The organism is Amycolatopsis sp. NPDC003861, assembly GCF_053605405.1.
Genome location: NZ_JBSGJD010000079.1, coordinates 1 through 20,233, shown reverse-complemented (window position 1 = coordinate 20,233; position 20,233 = coordinate 1). Strand labels below are relative to the sequence as shown.

Genomic DNA, 20,233 nt, shown 5'->3' with positions numbered 1-20,233 from the left:
CTTCCGCAGTGGGAGCTGTGCCGGACAGAGCCCGGAAACGCCCGGCAGATACACCGGCGGGTTCGGCGTATTTCCCGGGCGGCTCGTGGCTCCGTCTCGATGACGGAAGGGGACAAACCGTGAGCGTCCTGCTGATCCTTCTCGCGTTGTCGCTGGTGGCCGTGCTGCTCTGGCGACGACGCCGCCGGCGCGCGGCCAAGCCCGCGGCGCTCCTCGCCGGCCCACCCGGCGGCATCCCCGCGTTCCGGATCGTCACGCTCGGGCTGCAGGGCTCGGGCAAGACGCTGCTGTTGACCGGGATCTACCGCCGCCTGCAGACCCCGGGCGACCGCGGCTTCTACCTGCGCGTGCCGCACGAGCAGCTGATCGAGCTGAACCGGTGGTACCGCAAGGCGGCCGACGTCCACGAAGAGTGGCCGCGCGGCACCACCCGCGGCGAACTGCGCGAGTTCGAGTTCAGCGTGCTGACCGACGTCGCCGGCGCGGCCGAACCCGTCGTCAAGCTCGGCTACCTCGAGTACCCGGGCGAGCTGCTGACCGACCCGGACGCGCCGGGCTCGACCGCGCAGGCGACGCTGCTTGAGGCGATCGCCGGCGCCGACGCGCTCGTCGGCATCATCGACGGCTTCCGCCTGCTGCAGGCCGAACAGGGCGACCAGCGGGGCATGCTGATGCTCGAGGCGTCCCTCGACGCGATGATCAACGCGATGCTGCCGGTGCGCAGCCCGATCGTCTTCGTCATCACCAAATGGGACCTGCTCGACCACCTGCACCCGGACGAGAACGAGCGGCTGCGGATCGTCCGCGACCGGCTGATGCGGACGTCGGGGTTCGCCGACTTGGTCAAGGTGCACAGCGCCCGCCGGATCGTGCGGCTGATCCCGGTGACCGCGGTCGGGCACGACTTCGCCGTCTTCTCGGACGGCCTGGTCCGGAAGAAGCCCGACGGGCAGTTCCGGCCCGGCAACGTCGAAGCCGCGCTGTCGGTGGTCGTACCGGACATCCTGCGCCAGACCGAACTCGCCCTCGACCGCGCCACCCGCGCGGAGCTGCTCGCGGCCGCGCAACGGCGGCTGCGGATGGGCCCGGCCGAGGCGCTGCGAACCCTCGGCGGCTACCTCACCGCCAACGCCGCGCGGGTGCTGGCGTCGGCGCTCGGCGCGGGCCTGGTCGCCGAGTCGAGCCTGATGCTGCTGCTGGACACCCTGCGCCCGCACGACGACCCGGCCGAGCGCAGCGCCCGGATGGCCCGGCTCGGCGAGGCCGACCAGCTGGCCGAACACTACGTCCAGGCCCGCCGGCGCGTGGTCGGCGAACTGCAGCGCCAGGTCGCCGTGCTCGAAGCGAAACTGCCGGTGTCCCGCCTCGGCGGCGACCGCTGGGGCGACTGGTGACGGGCCGGGCGTGGCCGTTCCTGATCGCCCGCGGACGGCGGCGCGGCTACTCGGCCCTGCTGGTGCCGGGCTTCCTGCCGGAGCACGGATTCCTCGAAGCCACCGCGACACCGCTGGACGACGTGCCATCGCGTGCCGCGCCGACGCCGTACGGGGTCCTGGTCTGGGCCGAGCACACCGTGACCGAGGTGGAATCCGGCGGCGAGCCGCGCGACGAGTACGGCCGCCCGCTGGTGCTGCTGCACGGATTCTTGTCCCCCGACGGCGATCCCGCGACGGTCGCGGGCGCGTTGTGCCGGACGCGGGCCATCGCGCTCACGGTGTACGGCCGGTTCCTCGCCGGCGAAGAGGATTTCCGGGCGGAGCGTTCGGAGCCGTTCGCGATCGACGTGGTGGCGCGCCCGCGGGTGTCGCCGCCGGAAGCTCCGGCGCGAGCCAGGCGTGGCCTCGCGTGGGCGGGCGCCGGAGGTCTCGTGGCGGCGGGCGCGGTGGCCGCGGTGGTGGGGTTCGCCTCGGGCGGTGAAGCGCCACCGCCGGTGTGCGGCGCCGACGTCGTCGCGCTGACGGCCGCACCGACGTCTCCGGCCGCGACTTGCGTACGCGGCGGGACGACCGTGACGTACTCGCCGCCGTCCGGCCGCCCACGGTGACCCGGGGTCAGGACGTCACGGCGAGGCCTTCGGGTTCGCTGCCGACCGGCACGGTCGCGACGGGTGTCGTACACGGTGACGTTGTCCGAACCGCTATTGGCCACGAACACCTGCACCCGCGCGGGATAGGCGTGCGCGTCCGGGCCGAGCGAGGCGGCGGCCAGCACCCGCCGACCCCGACCGGGTGGCACGGAAGGCGCGGAAACCGGGTCCCAGCGCAATTTCCGGGTGATTCACGAAAACGAGGAGCAGCCCCGGCCGGTGGTCGGCCGGGGCTCCTCCTCGGATCGGTCGGGTGCTAGCGCTGCAGCGTCAGCACGCCCGGGCGCCACGGGAGGCGGTTGTAGTCGCCGCCCGCTGCCGGGTCCTTGCCCTGGTAGAGGAACTGGAGGTTGCAGGGGTCGATGGTCTTGGTCTGGTCGGGGTTGGTGCGGACCAGGTCGCCGTGGCTGATGTCGTTGGTCCAGCTCGCACCGCTGTTGGCCTTGCCCGCGAACGGCCGGCTCTCACTGGCCGCCTGCGGGGTCCACGAACCGCTCAGGCTGCTGGAGGTGAACGACCGGAAGTAGCGGCCGCCCGAGCCCATCGCCTCGACGATCATCAGGTACTGGTTCTGGCCCTGCACCTTGTAGACCTCGACGGCCTCGAACAGGTTGGCCTGCGTGTCGCTCATGATCGTCGTGTAGTTCGACCCGAAGCTGCCCGGGAAGTTCCCGATCGGCATGCTCGCCCGGTAGATCTTGCCGTTGTCACCGGCGAAGAACAGGTACATGTTCGAGCCGTCGGCGATCAGGGTCTGGTCGATCGGGCCGGTGCCGGAGCCGGAGATGCTGCCGGTGAACAGCGGCTGCGGCGCGGACCACCCGTTGGGGTTGGTCGGGTCGCTCGACGTGCGGTAGATGAACGGCCACTGCCCCCACTGGTAGGCCAGCACCCAGATGTTCTTGGGCGCGAAGTAGAACAGCGTCGGGGCGACCGTGCCGGAGTTCATCCCGTTCTGGCCGGCCGAAGCCATGTCCGACCAGTTCGTGAACGGGCTGAAGGCCATCGAGCCGTACGACCCGGACGAGTTGACCGTCGAGCCGTAGACGAGGTGCTTGCCGTTGTAGACGACGTTGGTGAAGTCCTTGAGCGACAGCCACCCGTTCTTCGGCTGCGCCAGCGCCCCCGAGGAGGACCAGCGGTACGTCGAAGGCAGGGAGCAGCCGGTGCCGCCGCCGGTCGTCGTCGTGGTGGTGGTCGGTGTGGTGCCGGACAGGCCGGTCCACTGCTGGTTGCTGCCGCCGTGGCAGGTCCACATCGCGACCGCGGTGCCGTTGGCCGTGCCGGCGCCGGTGACGTCCAGGCAGAGCCCGGACTGGACCCCGACGACCGAGCCGTCGGAGTTCACCCGCCACTGCTGGTTGGCCCCGCCGTGACAGGTCCAGATCTGCACCTTGGTGCCGGCGGTGGTCCCGCTGCCGGCCACGTCCAGGCACTTGTTGCCGAAAACGGTCAGCTGGCCGCTGGCGGTCGAGGTCCACTGCTGGCCGGCACCACCCGAGCAGTCGTAGATCTGCACTCCCGTGCCGTCGGCCTGGTTGGCGTTCTGGACGTCCAGGCAGCGGCCCGAACCGACGCCGCGCAGGGCGCCGGTGGCATCGGCTTCCGCGGCACCGGCGCCGAACAACGCCGTCACCGCGACCGTCGCCGCGGCGGCGGACACGGCCATCAGATGCCGGCTCCTGCGGCTGATACTTCTTCTGTTCATGACGATCTTCTCCCGGTCAGCTACCCGCCGTTGGACGGCCAGATCGGTATTCGTCCAAGCAAGACTGTTATCGCTAACATGCGTCGGGCAAGCCTGAACTTCCGGCAGCGTGATTGTCAATGCACACGCACCGGCCCAGCCACTTCCACCGCCGGACCGGGACGCTTTGCCTCCTCAGGACCACTGTCCGCAGTCCACAAAGGACACCCGAGCCGTGAAACTTACACGGCTCGTCACCCGTCGAAACTTTCGAGACCGCTGGTCACGGCCTCAGCGGCCGACCTTCCGATCGGCCCAGTCGATCACCGCCCGGAAGTAGTCCGGCGCATTGGGCGCGTAGTTGATCGCGTGCCCGTAGCCCTGCAGCGCGTACGTCGTCAGGTCCACTCCGGCCGCGTAGTACGGCGTCTCCGACGTCTTGATCCCGCCCGCCGACGCACAATTGGTCGCCAGCAGCCCGCAGAACACCGTGTCCTGGCCCAGCACGACCATCACCGGGCGGTTGATCAGCAGCGAATACGGCGCGATGATGCCGATCGGGAAGAGATCGGCCGCCTGCTCGTAGGCCGAGGTGTCCTTGGTCGCCTCGTCGAAAGCGATCGCGCCGTCGACCTTCGGCCCCGGTGCGTGGAAGATCGCGTACCGGCTGCCCGGCATCGTCGTCAGGTAGCCGGGGTCGTAACCGCCCCTGGCGAACCGCGGGTCGAGCAGGGCCGGATAGGTCGCCGCGAACACCGCCGCCGTCCCGGTCAGGTTCAGCTTGTGCGCCAGCCCCGTCACCAGCACCGCATCGACATCCCGGAACGTCCCCGCCTCGATGCTCGCGGTACCCGACCCGAACGAATGCCCGGCCAGGATCACCTTCCCGAACCGCGCACCCTGAGAGCCGGACCGCACCGCCTGGATCACCTGGTGCACCACCGCGGCCTCGGTGATCGTCGTCAGCACCGCACTCGGCGGAGTCGTGCTGCCCCCGGTCCCCAGCCGATCGAGCGCGAGCGTGGCGTACCCGGCATTGTTCATCGCCAGCCGGTACGACCGGATCTCCGGCTGGTACCCGATGTCCCAGTACGAACTGTTGTACGTGCCACCCGGAATCAGCACCTGCACCGTGTTCGCACCCCCCGCGGGCACGCACAAGGTGCCGTGCATCGTCTGCGGGAGCGCCACGAGCGTCACCGGGAAATACACCTCCCGGCAGCTCGCACCCTCCGCTCTGGCGGAAACAGGCAGGAGCAGGAAACCGAGAGCCACCAGCACGAGCACGACACCCCGCCGGCGCCGACCGGCGGCGCGCGTCATCCCACCACGGATTTCGGACACGAAAACATACCTCCGAAGGAAATCAGCCGAACAAAACGATCGAAAAAACGGATCAGACCGCTCGCCGGGGCCGCACGGTCATCGGCATCCGGTCCGGATAGGCCGCCGACGTCACCGTGAGGCGCACCGGCACCCCCGGCACCGGAAACAGCTCCCACCCGGCCAGCACGGTCGCCGCAACCAGCGTGATCTCGGTGTGCGCGAACGCCTGCCCGATGCATTGCCGGCCACCCGCACCGAACGGGACGTACGCCCCCCTCGGAACGCGCGCCGCCCGCTCGGGCAGCCAGCGATCGGGATCGAACCGCTCCGGGTCTTCGTGGAACCGCGGATCGAAGTGCAGCGAAAACGGGCTGAACATGACCTCCGTCCCGGCGGGCAACCGCACCCCGCCGAGTTCGACGTCCCGTAAGGCCCGCCGCATCAAGATCCAGATCGGGTACATCCGCAGCACCTCACCGACCACCCGGCGCAGGTACGGCAGCTTCCCGACGTCGGCGAACGTGGCCGCCCGGCCGGCCAGCACCTCGTCCACCTCGGCCCGCACCCGGCCCGCCACCTCCGGATGCCGCGCCAGCTCGTGGAACAGCCAGGTCAGCGCCACGGCGCTGGTCTCACTGCCCGCGGTGAGCAGCGTGACCACCTCGTCGTAAACCTGGTCGTCGGTCATGCCCTCACCGGTGTCGGGATCGCGGGCCAGCATCAGCATCGACAGCAGATCCCCGTGATCCTCCCCGGTGACCCGCCACCCGGCGATGACCTCGTGCACGATCCGCCGGAGCCGGTCCACGGCCCGGTCGAACCGCCGGTTCGCCGGCACGACCGGCACGTGTTCGAGCACCCGCGGCGACAGCGCCCGCACCATCCCCGCCTTGAGCACCACCGGGATCGACCGGCGAGCCTCCGCGACGGCCCGCCGCCCGAGCTCGGTCGCGAACAGCGTCTCCCCGACCACGGTGATCGCCAGCCGCTGCATGTCCGCATCCAGCCGCCGCACCTCACCCGCCCGCCAAGTACCGGTCAGCTCCTCGGTCACCCGCACCATCGTGTCCGCGTACGCCGCCAGCCGAGCCGCGTGGAAGGCGGGCTGCATCAGCCGGCGCTGCCGCAGGTGGAACGCGCCCTCCGACATCACCAGCCCGTTTCCCATGAACGGCCGGAAACGGTCGAAGATGATCCCTTTCGAGAAGCTCGTCGCCTGCGTGACGAGAACGTGATTGACCAACTCCGGGCTCGTCAGGAAATACGTCTCCAGCGGACCGAGGAACAGGCGCACCATATCGCCGTGCGCACGCAGGGAAGACGTGAACCCGACGCGCCGTCGCAACAACGACGGAGTGTGTCCCAGCAGGAGCCGGCGGCCTGGTGCGACCGGGACGTTCATTTCCTCTCCTTGGCAGTCCGGAAGAGGACTGCCACCTTAGGCCCAACCGGCGGCACGCGACAGCACCCATCGGCTGAATTGGCGTCACACCTATGGCGTAATCGCGGGACGCCGCGTGAGTGAGTATGTTCTTCGTTCGACGGTGAGCGAGGTGCACGATGACACAACATCAAGAAGAGGAATGGGTCCCGCCGGGTATCGACACGACGAAACCCAGCAGTTCCCGGACCTACGACTACCTGCTGGGCGGCGCCCACAATTTCCAGGCCGACCGCGCCGCCGCGGAACAGGCCGAAAAGATCATGCCCGGCATCCGCGACGTCGCCCGGCTCAACCGCGCGTTCCTCGGCCGCGTCGTGCGCACCCTGATGGACCTGGGCATCCGGCAGTTCCTCGACATCGGCTCGGGGATCCCCACCGTGGGCAACGTCCACCAGATCGCCGCCGAAATCGACCCGCGCTGCCGGGTGGTCTACGTCGACCGCGACCCGATCGCCGTCGCGCACAGCAAGATGCTCCTGCGCACCAGCGAAAACGCCGGCATCGCGCACGCCGACTTCACCGACCCCGGCGGCCTCTTCGCCGACCCGGACGTGCGCCGCCTCGACTTCACCCGGCCGATCGGGCTGCTGATGGTCGCCATGCTGCACTGGATCCCCGACGCCAGCGACCCGCACACCCTGCTCGCCGAATACCGCCGCCGCGTCCCGGCCGGCAGTTACCTGGCGATTTCGCACATGATCAGTGACCAGGAAGGCAACCGGATCAACACCGCGGTCGGCACCTTCAACCAGGCCCGGGGCCAGGACCAGGCGACCACCCGCACGTACGAGGAAGTCGAGACGATGTTCGGCGACTTCGAGCTGATCGAACCCGGCCTGGTCGGCTGCGCCCTGTGGCGCCCGGGTGGCCCCGGCGATATCTCTGATGATCCTTATACCAACACCCAGCTTTACGGTGGAGTGGCGCTGAAAGCTGCCAATTGAGCCGTCATATATGACGTTATACAGGAGGTCTTGACGCTCAGGCCGGGCCGAGCAACGCGATCGACGCGCGCACCGAGACCTCGGTGACGTCGCCGGCTCGGCCGCCGTCTTCCACCGTGGTGGCGATCAGCTCACGCAGTCCGCCCAGCAGCATGATCGACAGCTGCCGTGAAGGCGGCTTGATCCCCGCCGCGCGCATTTCCGGGGTGTCGGTCAGCCTCTGCGTCATCGCGATGAACCCCTCCATCGCGTCGCGTTGCAGGTCGCGGGCCGGTGCGCCCAATGCCGGGACGTCGCGGATCCAGCTCAGCGTGATCGCCGGTTCCGATTCCGCGCAGGCGATCCAGGCCTCGATGGCCTGGCGGACCTGGACCGCCCAGGGTGCGTGGGGGTCCACGGCTTCCGAGATCTGGCGGATCATCGAACGGTTCGCCTCGGCGAGGAGCGCGATCAGGCACTCCTCGCGGCTGGAGAAGTGCTCGTAGAACGTCCGGCGGGACGTGCGGGCGCGGCGGACGACGTCGGCGACCGTCGTGTCGCGGAAGCCCACCTCGGTGATCGATCCGGCCAGCCCGTCCAAGAGGCGCTGCCGGTGCCGGCGGGTGTCGACGTCCACGGAAGTCACGCTATACCCCTCCCTTGAAACGAGATGGTACACCGGCGTACCGTACCGACGGTACGTTCGCGTACCACCTTCCGGGAGGGTCGATGACGACCATGACACGCCCCGCGACGCTGCCACCGGGGCCCACCGCGCCACGCGCCGTCCAGGGTGCCTATGCGCTCACCCAGCCCTTGCGCGGCATGCGGCGGCTCAAGGACCGCTACGGGGACGCCTTCACGGTGAACGTGCCGATCTTCGGCAACGCCGTGGTGATCAGCAACCCCGCCGAGATCAAGCAGCTGTTCACCTCCGGGCCCGAACTCGTCGACAACCTCGAGGTCAACCTCGGGCGCGTGCTCGGGCCGCGGTCGATGTTCGCCCTCTCCGGTGCCGAGCACAAACGGCAGCGCAAGCTGCTGGTCCCGCCCTTCCACGGCCGGCGGCTCGCCGCCTACGAGCGGATCGTCGAAGAAGAAACCGTGCGGGAACTGGCGAGCTGGCCGGAAGACCGTGCGTTCGCCACGCTGCCGTCGATGATGCGGATCACCCTCAACGCCATCCTCCGCGCGGTCTTCGGCGCCGAAGGGGCCGAGTTCGCCGAACTGCGGGAACTGCTCCCCCCGTTCGTCACCCTCGGCTCACGGCTGGCCGTGCTGCCCATCTCGAAGAAGGGTCGCTTCAACCCGTGGCGCCGCTTCGAACGGATGCGCCGCGAGTACGACGCCATCGTCGACCGGCTGATCGCCAAGGCGCGCGCCGAAGCCAAGGACGACGTCCTCTCGATGATGCTGCAGACCCGCTACGACGACGGGTCCGGGCTGAGCCGCGAAGAGATCTCCGACCAGCTTCTCACCCTCCTCACCGCCGGCCACGAAACAACCGCGACCACGCTGGCCTGGGCCGTGGAGCGCCTGCGCCGCCACCCCGCGCTGCTCGCCGAGCTGCACGACGACCCGAAGCTCCTCGACGCCACCATCCTCGAGGTCCAGCGCACCCGCCCGGTCATCGACCTCACCGCCCGGCAGGTCAAGCAGGACGGCTTCCAGCTCGGCCGGTGGACGCTGCCCAAGGGGTACGCCGTCCTCGTCAGCATCGCCCTGATCCACGACGACGACGCCGTCTTCCCGCACGCGGCCACCTTCGACCCGCACCGCTTCGAAGGCACGCGCCCGGACCTCTACCAGTGGATCCCGTTCGGCGGCGGCACCCGCCGCTGCCTCGGCGCCGCCTTCGCGACCATGGAGATGACCGTCGTGCTGCGGACCCTGCTGCGGGACTTCACGCTGGTACCGACGACCGAGCCCGGCGAACGCTGGCACTCGCGGGGCGTGGCCTACGCCCCCGCCAAGGGCGGCCGCGCGGTCGTGCGCCGCCGGACCACCATCGGAGGTGTTTCTTGACCGAGCAGATCGCCGAGGTCGGCCGCGGGATTTCCCTGGCCTACGAGCGGATCGGGGACACCGGCGCCGAGCCGCTGGTCCTCGTCGCCGGGCTGGGCCAGCAGCTGCACAGCTGGCCGGACGCCTTCTGCGCGCAGCTCGCCGAGCGCGGGTACGAAGTCGTCCGGTTCGACAACCGCGACGTCGGCCGCTCGACGCACCCGCGCTTCCGGCCGCCGAGCCTGCTCGGCATGCTCGCCGGACGGTTCCCCGCGCAGCAGTACGACCTGACGGACCTGGCCGCCGACACCGCCGGCCTGTTCGACGCCCTCGACATCGAGACCGCCCACATCGCGGGCGTCTCCATGGGCGGCATGATCTCCCAGACCACCGCCGCGCTCCACCCGGAGCGGATCCGCACCCTGACGTCGATCATGTCGACGACCGGGTCGCGCCTGCTCGGCCGGCCCGCGCTCTCCACGTTGCGGATGATGGGCGCGAAGCCGCCGAAGTCGCGCGAAGAGGCGGTCGAGAGCGCCGTCCGGATGTTCCGCCACATCGGCTCGCACGGCTTCCCCTTCGACGAGGCGTTCGTGCGCGAGCTGGCCGGGACGGGCTGGGACCGCGATCCGACGTCCGGCGGTGTCGGCCGCCAGCTCGCCGCGATCATGAAGTCCGGCAACCGGACCCCGCTGCTGCGGAAGATCACCGCGCCGACGCTGGTGATCCACGGCGACCGCGACCGGATGGTCCATCCCACCGGCGGCGCCGCCACCGCCCGGGCCATCCGCGGCGCCCGGCTGGAGACCGTCCGCGGCATGGGCCACGACCTGCCCGAAGGCGCCTGGCCCACGATCCTCGACCTGATCGACCAGCACGCGAGGAGCAGCGATGTCACGACCTCGTAGTCTCACCGGCCGCCCGGTGGTCATCACCGGCGCGGCGTCCGGCATCGGCCGGGCGCTGGCCACCCGGCTGTCCCGGCTCGGCTCGCCGGTCGCCCTCGCCGACGTCGACGAAGACGGCCTCAAGGCCACCGCGGCCGCGCTGCCCGGCAAGGTGCTGACCCGCGTCCTCGACGTCCGCGACGCGGAAGACCAGCTGCGGTTCGCCGCCGAGGTCCGCGACTGGCTCCCGGCGCCGCTGGCCGCGGTGTTCAACAACGCCGGCGTCGCGGTCACCTCGTCGGTGCTCGACGCGGTCCCCGAGGACGACGACTGGCTGCACGACATCAACTTCCACGGGGTCGTGCACGGCACGCGGGCGTTCCTGCCGATCCTCGTCGAGCAGGGCGAAGGCGCGATCGTCAACACCTCCAGCGTCTACGGCCTGCTCGGGGTGCCGTACCAGAGCGCGTACTGCGCGGCGAAGTTCGCCGTCCGCGGCTTCACCGAGTCGCTGCGGCAGGAACTGCGTGGTACCGACGTCCGCGCGGTGACCGTCCACCCGGGCGGCATCACGACGAACATCGCCCGCAACGCCCGGGTGCGCCGCGACCCCGAGGGCCGGGGCCGCACCCACGAGCAGATGGCCGCGCAGTTCGAGGCCATGACCATGACGTCGCCGGACAAGGCGGCGGCGATCATCCACACCGGCGTCGACCGCGGGAAGGCCCGCATCCTGGTCGGCCCGGACGCCTACCTGTTCGACGCGCTCGCCCGGATCACCCCCACCCACTACAACGCCGTGCTGACCCGCGTGCTGCAGCGCGCCCGGCGGACGGAGACCGTCTGACATGACCGAACACCTCGACGTCCTCATCGTCGGCGCCGGGCTGTCCGGCGTCGGCGCCGCCCACCACCTGAGCTCCGCCTTCCCGCGCAAGAGCTACGCGATCCTCGAAGCGCGTGCCGCGATCGGCGGCACCTGGGACCTCTTCCGCTATCCCGGCGTGCGGTCCGACTCGGACATGCAGACCCTCGGCTACCGGTTCCGCCCGTGGACCGACGCGAAGGCCATCGCGGACGGCCCGTCGATCCTCAAGTACGTCCGCGACACCGCGGCCGACGCGGGGATCGACCGGCACATCCGCTTCGGGCACAAGGTCGTCCGCGCCGCCTGGTCCACAGAGGACGCCTGGTGGACGGTCGAGGCCGAGCACGACGGGAAGCCGGTGGAGTTCACCGCGAAGTTCCTGTACCTGTGCAGCGGCTACTACGACTACGCGGCCGGGCACACGCCCGAGTTCCCCGGTCTGGAGAACTTCGGCGGCACGGTCGTCCATCCGCAGCACTGGCCCGAGGACCTCGACTACGCCGGCAAGAAGGTCGTCGTCATCGGCAGCGGCGCCACCGCGGTGACCCTCGTGCCGGCGATGACCGACCGCGCGGCGCACGTGACGATGCTGCAGCGCTCCCCCACCTACATCCTTTCGCTGCCGTCGGAGGACGCGCTGGCCAACCGGCTGCGCGGGCTGCTCGGCCCGCGGCTGGCGTACCCGATCGCGCGCTGGAAGAACGTCGCGGTCAGCACGCTGATCTACCAGCTCAGCCGGCGCCGCCCCGGCGTGGTGAAGAGGCTGATCCGCAAGGCCACGGTGAAGCAGCTGCCGCCCGGGTACGCGGTCGACACCCACTTCAAGCCGCGGTACCAGCCCTGGGACCAGCGGCTGTGCCTGGTCCCGGACGGTGACCTGTTCCGGTCCATCAAGCGCGGCGACGCCTCGATCGTCACCGACCGGATCGCCTCCTTCACCGAACACGGCATCCGGCTCGAATCGGGCGGCGAGCTCGAGGCCGACGTCGTCGTCACCGCGACCGGGCTGCGGCTGCTGGCCTTCGGCGGCATCGAGCTGTCGGTGGACGGCGACCCGGTGAAGCTGCCGGAGACCATGGCCTACAAGGGCATGATGCTCAGCGGCGTGCCGAACTTCGCCTTCACGATCGGCTACACGAACGCGTCGTGGACGCTGAAGGCCGACCTGGTCGGCGAGTACGTCGTCCGGCTGCTGCGCCACCTCGACCGCAACGGCTACGACCAGGCCGTGCCGGTCAACGACGACCCGGCGGTCACCGAGCGGCCGCTGCTGGACTTCGACGCCGGGTACGTCCAGCGGTCGATCGACGAGTTCCCGAAGGCGGGTTCGCGGGCGCCGTGGCAGCTGGGCATGAGCTACGCACACGACGTCGTCAAGCTCCGGCACGGGCGGATCGACGACGGCGCGCTGCGCTTCTCGCGGCGACCGGCGGCGGGAGGGGGCAGACTGAGCGCATGACGCTCTCTTCGCCCGCCCGGGGCCGCTGACATGCACTCCGCGGGACTCGTGCTGCACCCCCGCCGCGACTCCGCGGCCGCCGTCGAAGCCGTGCTCGGCTGGGCGGGCAACCGGAACATCGAAATCCTCGGCATCGAAGACGAGATCGTGCGGCTGAACTGCGCGGCGGAGGGAGTGTCGGCCGAGGAACTCGGGCGGCGGGCCGACCTGCTGGTCAGCCTGGGCGGCGACGGCACGATGCTGCGGGCCATGCGGCTGGCCGACGGGCAGCGCGCGCCGGTGCTCGGCGTGAACCTCGGCAAGCTCGGCTTCCTCGCCGAGGTCGACGTCCCCGACCTGCCCGGCGCGCTGTCGGCGATCGACGACCACGAGTTCACGGTGGAGCCGCGGCTGGCCGTGGACGCGACGCTGCAGGGGCGGCGGATCACCGCGTTCAACGACATCGCGGTGGTGCGCGTGCCGGGCGACGGCAGCGCGGTGGTCGCGGTCCGGGTCGGCGGCCAGCCGTTCGTGAGCTACTCGGCCGACGCGGTGGTGGTGGCGACGCCGACCGGCTCGACCGCGTACAGCTTCTCGGCGGGCGGCCCGATCACCAGCCCGTCGGTGGAAGCCCTGCTGGTGACGCCGGCGGCGCCGCATTCGGCGTACAGCCGGGGCGTGGTGCTCTCGGTGCACGACGAGGTCACGCTGGAGCTGCTGCCGACCAGCGGCCGGCTGGCGGTGGAGGTCGACGGCCAGGTCGAGGGGTACGTCTCCCCCGGCGAGCGCCTCGACCTGCGTGGCCGGCCGAGCGCGGCCCGGGTGGTCCGGCTCGGGATGACGACGTTCTACCAGCGCGCCCGGCGCAAGCTGCGGCTCACGGACTCGGCCGAAATCCCCCAGGACGGCGACCACTGACGGTGTCCTGCGTCACAGCGCGGGCGCGTCGGCAATGGTCACGGAAAGGTCACGGGTAGCGTGCGCGGCTGCGCCTGAACCAGCCGAACCGCCCCGGAGTGTCTCCCTACATGCTGTGTCCCGCACCCGTCCGTCCCCGCCTGCGCGCCCGCCTGCTCGTCCCCGGAGCGCTCGCCGCCTTCGCCGGCGCCCTCGTCCTGCTCGCCGTGCTGCACGTCGACCGCAGGCTCGCGCCCCTCGACCCGGTCAGCACGATGCTCAGCGACTACGCGTTGAGCCCGGGCCGGTGGCTGTGGGACGGCGCGTTGCTGCTGACGAGCACGGGATCGGCGCTGCTGCTGGTCGCGCTCTACCGCCGTGGCCTGCTGGCCAACCCGGCGCTCGTCGCGGCGAAGGCGCTGTGGTGCGTGAGCCTGCTGGCGGTGGTGGTGTTCGCGAAGGACCCGCAGGGTGGCGCGATCACGGCGACGGGCAAGATCCACCTGTACGCCTCGGCGGTGACGTGCCTGAGCTTGCCGGTGGTGGGCTGGGCGCTGGGCCGCCGCCACCGCGACGACCCGCGCTGGCGCCGGTTCGCGACCTGGTCCCGGCGCCTGGCCCTGGGCGCGATCCCGTTCTACCTGCCGTTCATCGTCCCGTTCGCGGTGAACGTCGTGTTCGGCGGCCACCTCCCCACGGTGGCGACGGGCCTGGTCGAGCGGTTGATGATGCTCCTGGAGATCACGCTGCTGGGAGTGCTGGGGTACTGGGCCCACCGGGCGATGCACCCGGCGCGGCGGTCTTACGCCGGTGCCGGTGTTTCGCCCGCCTGACCGAGCATGACCAAGGGCGGCGTCCGCTACGCCGCCTCACCCGGCTGATCGCGGGTGCGGTGCAGGAGCCAGTCGCGGGCGGTGCGGATCAACGCGTACCGCACCGCACCAGCCCGGCCGTGCAGCGTGAACAGGATGCGCTTGGCCGTCCGGTCGTGTTCCTCCCACCAGCCCGTGTCGGCGATCTTCTTCGTGTCGTCCTCGTAGGCCAGGTGGTCGAGGGCGTGGTCGGGCACCGCCACCGCGAGCCGGTCGCTTCCCGGGTCCGGCGGGAGGCCGCGCGGGACGGCCCAGGACCGCAGCACGCCGTCCTCCTCCAGGCGGAGGTCGAAGTGGTGCCGGGGGCGGAAGTGCTCGTGCAGGACGAACGCCGGTTGCCGGTCGGTCACGGTGTTCAGCCTGCCAGATCACCCGTCCGGGCAACGGCGGCTAGGCTTTCGGGTGATTCCAGGGGAGGCCGGGTGAACGTCGCCGGTGCGGTGCTGCCGGTTGCCGCCGGGGTGGCCCTCGTCGTGTTCGCGGTGCGGGTGGCGCGCGAGCCGCGGCGGCTGGGCAACGCCGTGTGGCTCGGCTTGGCGCTGCTGCTGACCGCGTTGTGGCTGCTGCGCGCCGCACTGCACCTCGAGTGGCTGACGCCGGTGCTGCTCGGGTTGCTCGGCGTCGTCGCGGTGCTCGTCGCCCTCGTGCTGCCGACCGCGCTCATCGCCAACGGGGTGCGGATGTGGCGGCGGGAAGGGCGCAGCGCCGGAAACCTGCTGTCGCTCGGCCTGGGCGCCGGGCTGGTCACGCTGGAAGCACTGGCGTTCGCGCCGCTGGGCCGGTGGGGTTCGGCGCTGGTGGCCGTCGCCGCCGTGCTGGCCGGGTACTTCGGCTTCCTCTTCCTGTCGCTGCTGGTCTACTCCGTGGTGTACAGCCGGATCGGCCGCCGCAGCGGGTTCGACGCGATCATCGTGCTCGGCTGCGGCCTCGACGGCGAGCGCGTGCCGCCGCTGCTCGCCGGGCGGCTCGACCGCGCGATCCGGCTCCAGGCCCGGGAAGCGACGTCGCCGCTGCTCGTCGTCTCCGGCGGGTGCGGTCCCGGCGAGACCGTCACCGAAGCCGAAGCGATGGCGGCGTACCTGCGCGACCGCGGTGTCCCCGACGACCGCATCCGGCGGGAGGACCAGGCCCGCACGACCGAGGAAAACCTCCGGTTCTCGGCGAACCTGCTCCCCGCCGACGCCCGCCGGGTCGTCGCGGTGACCAGCAACTACCACGTGTTCCGGACGGCGGTCGAGTGCCGGCGGCTCGGCCTGCCGTTCCACGCGACGGGCTCCCCGACGGCCCGGTACTTCCTGCCGAGCGCGCTGCTGCGCGAGTTCGCGGCGCTGATCCTGCACTACCGCCGCACGACGATCGCGGCGTGCGTGCTCATCATCGGCACCGGCCTCCTCCTGGCCATCCTCACGACCACCTAGCCCGCGCGCAGCACCGAGCACGCGCGGGCCACGCCGTCCTCGGCTCGCAGGCGCGCACCCACGTACTGGGCACCGCGCCGGAACAGCGGGTTTCCGGTCAGCTCGCGGAGTCGCGCGGTCAGGGTGTCGGCGTCCAGGTCCTTGAGCGGCACGGGTTTCGGGCCGGCGCTCAGCTTCGACACCCGGTCACCCCAGTAGGGCTGGTCGGAGAAGACGGGGCAGACGAGCGCCGGCACCCCGGCCCGCAGCCCGGCGGCGGTGGTCCCGGCGCCGCCGTGGTGGACGACCGCCGCGGTGCGCGGGAACAGCCAATCGTGCGGGACGTCGCCGACGACCAGCACGTCATCGTCCTCGGTCCCGGTGCTGAGGACGCCGCGCAACCCGGCCCGGCGCAACGCCTCGCGGACGACGTCGGACGTCCGCTCGGCGTCGGCGGGCCGCATGCTGCCGAATCCGACGTAGACCGGCGGTGGGCCGGCGGCGAGGAAGTCGCGCAGCCGCGGGTCCGGGCGCGGGGCGTCGGTGTCGAGGAACCAGTAGCCGGTGACGTGCACGCGGGCGGGCCAGTCGGGCGGCCGCGGCACGACGGCGCCGGAGAACCCGCACAGGACGGCCGACCGCCGCCGCGGGCCTCTTCGTCCGGTTCCGGGCAGGCCGAGCGTCTCGACGCGCCAGCGGTCGATTTCCGGCCGGAGGACCTGCCAGGCGAGGGCGTCGACGGCGGTGAAGCTGAGGTGCCGTCCCCACGGGCCGAGCCGGGCGGCCCGGGGCAGGAGCGGGTGGGCGAAGGCGCGCGTCGGCACGCTGGGCTGGTAGTGCAGTTCGACGTCGGGCACGCCGAGGTGGGCGCCCAGGTGCGCGCCGAGGAAGCCGAGCGAGGGGGCGAGCACGAGGTCGGCGCCGGCCGCTCCGGCGTGGACGTCGGCGAGGAGCGTGCCGAGCACCGGCCGGAGGACGGCCCGCAGCCCGGAGAGGAACCGCCTGCCGCCGGTCCACGCTTGCCCGACGGCCGAGCCGAGGAGTGCGGCGGGATCCGCGGAGAGGGGCGCGAACCCGAGACCGTGGGATTCGACGAGCTCCCGGAACGCGGAGGCGGCCAGGACGCGGACGCGATCGCCGTGGGCGGCCAGGCCCCGCCCGAGGGCGACGCAGGGTTGGACGTCGCCCCGGGAGCCGGGCGCGACGATCACGACCAGGCGGCTCATCGCTTGGCCGCCGTCAGGTGGTACCGCACCCGGAACGGCAGGTTCGCCAGCACCGCCGCCAGCCGGGCGTCCCGGCCCACCAGGTACCTCGGCGCCGGACGGCGGGCGGTCAGCGCGCGGACCACCGTCTCCGCCGCACGGCGCGGGGGTACTCCCGTCCGGGCCGAGCGGGCCGCGCTCCTCTCCGCCGCCGTCAGCTGTTCCCCGTACCTCTCCAACGCCGCCGGCGACAATCGGGCCCTCACCTCCTCGGCCGCCGCGCGGGCCCGGGGCCAGATCGGCGTCGCCACCGCTCCCGGCTCGACCAGCACCACGCGGATCCCCTCCGGGGCCAGCTCCGCGCGCAGGCTGTCGGTCAACCCCACCAGCGCGAACTTCGACGTGTGGTACGGCCCGACCATCGGCCCCGCGATCCGGCCGCCGATCGAGCCGATCGTCACCACGCGCGCCGATTCCGTGCGCCGCAGCGCCGGCAGCATCGCGCGCGTCACCGCCAGCTGGCCCGTCACGTTCACCTCCAGCTGCTCCCGGAACGCGGCCAGGGGCACGTGCTCGAGCGGTCCCGGGCGCGCCAGGCCGGCGTTGTTCACCAAGCCCCGCACCGGTCCGGCCGCCGCGACGCGCTCTCCGCAGCGGGCGATCGACGCCTCGTCGCGCAGGTCCATCCGCAGCACCGTGACCGCGTCGCCGTACGCGCGCCCGAGATCCGCTTCGTCGGCGTCGGACCGCACGCTCGCCCACACGTGGGCGCCCCGCCGGACCAGCTCCGCCACGCACGCGCGGCCGATGCCGCCCGCCGCGCCCGTGACCACATAGGACGGTTTCACGACGCCAGCACCTGCAGCATCCGCGGCCACGTCTTGTGCAGCTGCGCCTGCCAGTACGCCCACTGGTGCGTGCCCGGCCCGTAGAGGTCCACCGTCGCCGGGACGCCGAGGTCGCGCAGGCGGCCGGCCATCGCCGTCGTCTGGGCGCCGCAGAGGAACTCCAGGAGCATCGCGCCGGGCAGGACGTCGATCGGGAGCTTGGCGTCCAGCGGACCCGGCAGCCCGTTGCCCGCCGAAAGGTACAGCTCGGTGCCGCGCAGGCGGTCCGCGTTCACCAGCGGGTCGTGCGCTTCCCAGCGCGCGGCCTCCCGGCGCCGGTCGCCCCACAGGGCTTCGGGGTCGAGGTGCGCCGACGTGACGATCGCGCCGGTCAGCAGGTCGCCGCCCGCTCCGGACGGGTTGAGGTTGCCGCTGAAGGAGGCCGCGTACCGGAACACCCCCGGGCGCCGGGCGGCGAGTTCGAACGCGCCGTAGCCGCCGAGGGACAGGCCGGCGGCCGCGCGCCGGCCGTCGCCGCGGTAGCCGCGGTCGATCAGCTGCGGGAGTTCGACCGCGGTGAACGTCTCCCACTGGTTGAGCGCGATGTCCTTGCCGTAGTTCCACCAGTCGCTGAAGAACCCGGCGGAGCCCGAGCCGGGCATGACGACCAGGACACCGGCGTTGTCGGCGAGCTGCCGGACGTCGGTGTTCGCGTTCCAGCCGCGGTAGTCCTGCAGCCGCGTTTCACCGGCCAGCAGGTAGACCGCCGGCCAGCGCCCGCCGGCCCAGTTCTGCGGCAGGATCAGCCGGACCATCGCGTACGCCCCGACGCCGGTCGAGCGCACGGTCAGGTCCAGCACCCGCGCGTCACCGTCCACAGTGGTCTCGGCGACGACGTGCGAGCCGTCGTCGGCCCGGGCGTCCGGGACGCCGGCCGCGGCCGCAGCGGGGGTGCCGGGCAGCACGCACACCGCGGCCGCCAGGGCGGTGAACCACCTCACCGAAGGGCGCATGCGTTTCCTTTCCCCGTTCGTCGAAGGTGCGGTCAAGCTAAAGGAATTGCGCTCGCGGGCGCAATTGTCCTGTCCACGATGTGAGCGGACAATGTGAATGGCAGGAAAACAAACTCCCCCGCCGGGGTGAGGCGGCGGTCGCGCAGCGTGACCAATCCCGGACGGCCGTGCCACAAGCGCTTGCCGAACTCGCCAGTAACCTGCAATCCGGCAGCTCACCCGCTGTGCACGGCGATGTTTACGCCGTCTTGAGGTGCTTCCGGTAACCGATTTCCCGGCGTAGCCTTCGCCGTGCCGCCGGATCGGCCGTCGCTCGACGTGCCCCCGGCGAAGGGTTCCAGCGCAGGGGCCGCACCTCCCCCGAGAATGCTCCCGGAAGGGTTGTTCATGGCTGCCCGAATTCGCTTTCCCCCGGCCGCACTGCTGATCGCCGCGGCCGCCGTGGTCACCATTTCCCCCGCCAAACCCGCGACGGCGGTCCCCGCTCCCCCGCCGCCCGCCGTCCCCCCGGCCGCGCTCCTGCCCGCCGAAACACTCCCCGGACGGCCCGAGGCACGCGAGGTGTTCGACGTCGCCACCGCTCTGTCCACTGCGGACCGCAGCGACACCGGCGACTGCGCCGACGTCGTCCACGGCCGGCTGCTGCGCCCCGGCGCGGGCACCGGCCAGGGCTTCCAGACGGCGGTACCCGGCGGGCAGCTGTCCGAACTCGTCGCCCGCACCCCGCACCCACCCGACCTGACCGCCTGGGCCGCGCAGGCCCGCCGCTGCGCCCGCGTCACCGCCGACGACGGGGACCTCCCCACCGAGTCGACCACCACCGTCGGAACCGGCCCTGCCGTTCCCGGCGCGCAATCCCTGTCCTACCAGCAGGTCCTGACCCTGCCCGGGCAGCCGGAACCCGGCCTGCGCCTGCGCACCGTCGCCATCGCCGCCGACGGCGTGCTGGTCCTGCTCCGCGACGCCGGAGCGACCGGCCTCGACCTCGACACCCTGGCCGTCGCCGCGTGGCAGCACGCCGCGCCACGGCTGGGCCGCTAGCAAGGAGAAACCCATGTCCCAGCAGAACTTCCCGGCGGTGGGCGGCGACACCCTGACCGCGTGCCTGCGCCACTGGGCGGCGACCACCCCCGACGCGCCCGCCCTCACCTTCGCCGACTTCGCCACCGACCCCGCCGGGCGGCGCCGCAGCCTGACCTGGCGGCAGCTGGCCGAGCGCGTCGACACCGCCGCGGGCGCGCTGCCGGTGGCGCCGGGCGACCGGGTCGCCGTGCTCTGCCCGCAGGGCCCGGACTACGTCATCGGGTTCCTGGCCGCGATCGCCGCGGGCGCGATCGCGGTGCCGCTGTTCGACCCGGG

General features: G+C 71.9%; 20 protein-coding genes. 12 read left to right on the top strand and 8 right to left on the bottom strand.

Going from position 1 to position 20,233, the window contains the following annotated elements:
• The first annotated feature begins 119 nt into the window (after nt 1-119).
• Together ACWEVN_RS20975 and ACWEVN_RS20970 are read left to right on the top strand one after the other, a co-directional pair.
• On the top strand, nt 120-1,394 hold the full coding sequence (locus ACWEVN_RS20975; protein ID WP_452052380.1) for a hypothetical protein: 1,275 nt from the start codon (nt 120-122) through the stop codon (nt 1,392-1,394).
• Nucleotides 1,391-2,044 (top strand): hypothetical protein, encoded by a 654-nt coding sequence (locus ACWEVN_RS20970; RefSeq protein ID WP_452052379.1) that lies wholly within the window; start codon nt 1,391-1,393, stop codon nt 2,042-2,044. The genes ACWEVN_RS20975 and ACWEVN_RS20970 overlap by 4 nt, the downstream gene beginning before the upstream one ends.
• A gap of 298 nt (nt 2,045-2,342) precedes the next feature.
• On the opposite strand, the gene ACWEVN_RS20965 is transcribed toward ACWEVN_RS20970, so the two are convergent.
• From ACWEVN_RS20965 to ACWEVN_RS20955, 3 genes are all read right to left on the bottom strand, one after another.
• Nucleotides 2,343-3,794 (bottom strand): non-reducing end alpha-L-arabinofuranosidase family hydrolase, encoded by a 1,452-nt coding sequence (locus ACWEVN_RS20965; protein WP_449684068.1) that lies wholly within the window; start codon nt 3,792-3,794, stop codon nt 2,343-2,345.
• 270 nt (nt 3,795-4,064) lie between these two features.
• On the bottom strand, nt 4,065-5,117 hold the full coding sequence (locus ACWEVN_RS20960) for an alpha/beta hydrolase (RefSeq protein ID WP_452052378.1): 1,053 nt from the start codon (nt 5,115-5,117) through the stop codon (nt 4,065-4,067).
• A gap of 52 nt (nt 5,118-5,169) precedes the next feature.
• The gene (locus ACWEVN_RS20955; protein WP_452052377.1) at nt 5,170-6,501 is read right to left on the bottom strand and encodes a cytochrome P450; all 1,332 of its coding nucleotides are present in this window, start codon (nt 6,499-6,501) and stop codon (nt 5,170-5,172) included.
• Between the two features lie 158 nt (nt 6,502-6,659).
• Here ACWEVN_RS20955 and ACWEVN_RS20950 point away from each other — a divergent pair, with 158 nt between their 5' ends.
• Complete coding sequence (locus tag ACWEVN_RS20950; protein ID WP_452052376.1) at nt 6,660-7,487, top strand: SAM-dependent methyltransferase; 828 nt, start codon at nt 6,660-6,662, stop codon at nt 7,485-7,487.
• A gap of 37 nt (nt 7,488-7,524) precedes the next feature.
• Here the strand turns inward: ACWEVN_RS20950 and ACWEVN_RS20945 are convergent, their stop codons facing one another.
• Entirely contained in the window at nt 7,525-8,112 is a 588-nt protein-coding gene (locus tag ACWEVN_RS20945) for a TetR/AcrR family transcriptional regulator (protein WP_452052375.1), read from the bottom strand.
• Between the two features lie 83 nt (nt 8,113-8,195).
• On the opposite strand from ACWEVN_RS20945, the gene ACWEVN_RS20940 reads away from it, so the two are divergent.
• The 6 genes from ACWEVN_RS20940 to ACWEVN_RS20915 all read left to right on the top strand — a co-directional run bounded on the left by ACWEVN_RS20940 (nt 8,196) and on the right by ACWEVN_RS20915 (nt 14,393).
• Nucleotides 8,196-9,491, top strand: a complete 1,296-nt coding sequence (locus ACWEVN_RS20940; RefSeq protein ID WP_452052374.1) for a cytochrome P450 — start codon at nt 8,196-8,198, stop codon at nt 9,489-9,491.
• Complete coding sequence (locus ACWEVN_RS20935; RefSeq protein WP_449684074.1) at nt 9,488-10,378, top strand: alpha/beta fold hydrolase; 891 nt, start codon at nt 9,488-9,490, stop codon at nt 10,376-10,378. The genes ACWEVN_RS20940 and ACWEVN_RS20935 overlap by 4 nt, the downstream gene beginning before the upstream one ends.
• Complete coding sequence (locus tag ACWEVN_RS20930; RefSeq protein ID WP_452052373.1) at nt 10,362-11,204, top strand: SDR family NAD(P)-dependent oxidoreductase; 843 nt, start codon at nt 10,362-10,364, stop codon at nt 11,202-11,204. Before ACWEVN_RS20935 ends, ACWEVN_RS20930 begins: the two co-directional genes overlap by 17 nt.
• 1 nt (nt 11,205) lies before the next feature.
• On the top strand, nt 11,206-12,684 hold the full coding sequence (locus ACWEVN_RS20925; protein WP_452052372.1) for a flavin-containing monooxygenase: 1,479 nt from the start codon (nt 11,206-11,208) through the stop codon (nt 12,682-12,684).
• 30 nt (nt 12,685-12,714) lie between these two features.
• Nucleotides 12,715-13,581, top strand: a complete 867-nt coding sequence (locus ACWEVN_RS20920; protein ID WP_449684077.1) for an NAD(+)/NADH kinase — start codon at nt 12,715-12,717, stop codon at nt 13,579-13,581.
• A 110-nt stretch (nt 13,582-13,691) separates the two neighbouring features.
• Nucleotides 13,692-14,393 carry a DUF998 domain-containing protein gene (locus ACWEVN_RS20915; RefSeq protein WP_452052371.1) on the top strand — a complete coding sequence of 234 codons (702 nt, stop codon included), beginning with the start codon at nt 13,692-13,694 and terminating at the stop codon, nt 14,391-14,393.
• Nucleotides 14,394-14,419: 26 nt separating this feature from the next.
• Here ACWEVN_RS20915 and ACWEVN_RS20910 read toward each other — a convergent pair whose 3' ends face one another.
• On the bottom strand, nt 14,420-14,782 hold the full coding sequence (locus ACWEVN_RS20910; RefSeq protein WP_449684079.1) for a DNA polymerase ligase N-terminal domain-containing protein: 363 nt from the start codon (nt 14,780-14,782) through the stop codon (nt 14,420-14,422).
• Nucleotides 14,783-14,854: 72 nt separating this feature from the next.
• On the opposite strand from ACWEVN_RS20910, the gene ACWEVN_RS20905 reads away from it, so the two are divergent.
• On the top strand, nt 14,855-15,850 hold the full coding sequence (locus ACWEVN_RS20905; protein ID WP_452052370.1) for a YdcF family protein: 996 nt from the start codon (nt 14,855-14,857) through the stop codon (nt 15,848-15,850).
• Here the strand turns inward: ACWEVN_RS20905 and ACWEVN_RS20900 are convergent.
• The 3 genes from ACWEVN_RS20900 to ACWEVN_RS20890 are packed head-to-tail and all read right to left on the bottom strand — an operon-like array spanning nt 15,847 to nt 18,874.
• Complete coding sequence (locus tag ACWEVN_RS20900) at nt 15,847-17,055, bottom strand: glycosyltransferase (protein WP_452052369.1); 1,209 nt, start codon at nt 17,053-17,055, stop codon at nt 15,847-15,849. The genes ACWEVN_RS20905 and ACWEVN_RS20900 overlap by 4 nt on opposite strands.
• Nucleotides 17,052-17,882, bottom strand: coding sequence for an SDR family NAD(P)-dependent oxidoreductase (locus ACWEVN_RS20895; RefSeq protein ID WP_452052368.1), 831 nt, complete (start codon nt 17,880-17,882; stop codon nt 17,052-17,054). Before ACWEVN_RS20895 ends, ACWEVN_RS20900 begins: the two co-directional genes overlap by 4 nt.
• Nucleotides 17,879-18,874 carry an alpha/beta hydrolase gene (locus ACWEVN_RS20890; RefSeq protein WP_452052367.1) on the bottom strand — a complete coding sequence of 332 codons (996 nt, stop codon included), beginning with the start codon at nt 18,872-18,874 and terminating at the stop codon, nt 17,879-17,881. The genes ACWEVN_RS20895 and ACWEVN_RS20890 overlap by 4 nt, the downstream gene beginning before the upstream one ends.
• Before the next feature lie 387 nt (nt 18,875-19,261).
• Between ACWEVN_RS20890 and ACWEVN_RS20885 the strand changes: the two genes are divergently transcribed.
• Together ACWEVN_RS20885 and ACWEVN_RS20880 are read left to right on the top strand one after the other, a co-directional pair.
• Nucleotides 19,262-19,915 carry a hypothetical protein gene (locus ACWEVN_RS20885; protein WP_452052366.1) on the top strand — a complete coding sequence of 218 codons (654 nt, stop codon included), beginning with the start codon at nt 19,262-19,264 and terminating at the stop codon, nt 19,913-19,915.
• A gap of 13 nt (nt 19,916-19,928) precedes the next feature.
• Nucleotides 19,929-20,233, top strand: a 305-nt coding sequence (locus ACWEVN_RS20880; RefSeq protein ID WP_452052365.1) for an AMP-binding protein, incomplete at its 3' end; no start/stop codon positions are given.

Bases quoted from the DNA above. Each gene is read 5' to 3' on its own strand.
- ACWEVN_RS20930 (WP_452052373.1), top strand. From the start codon at position 10,362: ATGTCACGACCTCGTAGTCTCACCGGCCGCCCGGTGGTCATCACCGGC.
- ACWEVN_RS20885 (WP_452052366.1), top strand. From the start codon at position 19,262: ATGGCTGCCCGAATTCGCTTTCCCCCGGCCGCACTGCTGATCGCCGCG.
- ACWEVN_RS20890 (WP_452052367.1), bottom strand. From the start codon at position 18,874: ATGCGCCCTTCGGTGAGGTGGTTCACCGCCCTGGCGGCCGCGGTGTGC.
- ACWEVN_RS20920 (WP_449684077.1), top strand. From the start codon at position 12,715: ATGCACTCCGCGGGACTCGTGCTGCACCCCCGCCGCGACTCCGCGGCC.
- ACWEVN_RS20915 (WP_452052371.1), top strand. From the start codon at position 13,692: ATGCTGTGTCCCGCACCCGTCCGTCCCCGCCTGCGCGCCCGCCTGCTC.
- ACWEVN_RS20900 (WP_452052369.1), bottom strand. From the start codon at position 17,055: ATGAGCCGCCTGGTCGTGATCGTCGCGCCCGGCTCCCGGGGCGACGTC.
- ACWEVN_RS20950 (WP_452052376.1), top strand. From the start codon at position 6,660: ATGACACAACATCAAGAAGAGGAATGGGTCCCGCCGGGTATCGACACG.
- ACWEVN_RS20965 (WP_449684068.1), bottom strand. From the start codon at position 3,794: ATGAACAGAAGAAGTATCAGCCGCAGGAGCCGGCATCTGATGGCCGTG.
- ACWEVN_RS20955 (WP_452052377.1), bottom strand. From the start codon at position 6,501: ATGAACGTCCCGGTCGCACCAGGCCGCCGGCTCCTGCTGGGACACACT.
- ACWEVN_RS20940 (WP_452052374.1), top strand. From the start codon at position 8,196: ATGACGACCATGACACGCCCCGCGACGCTGCCACCGGGGCCCACCGCG.
- ACWEVN_RS20925 (WP_452052372.1), top strand. From the start codon at position 11,206: ATGACCGAACACCTCGACGTCCTCATCGTCGGCGCCGGGCTGTCCGGC.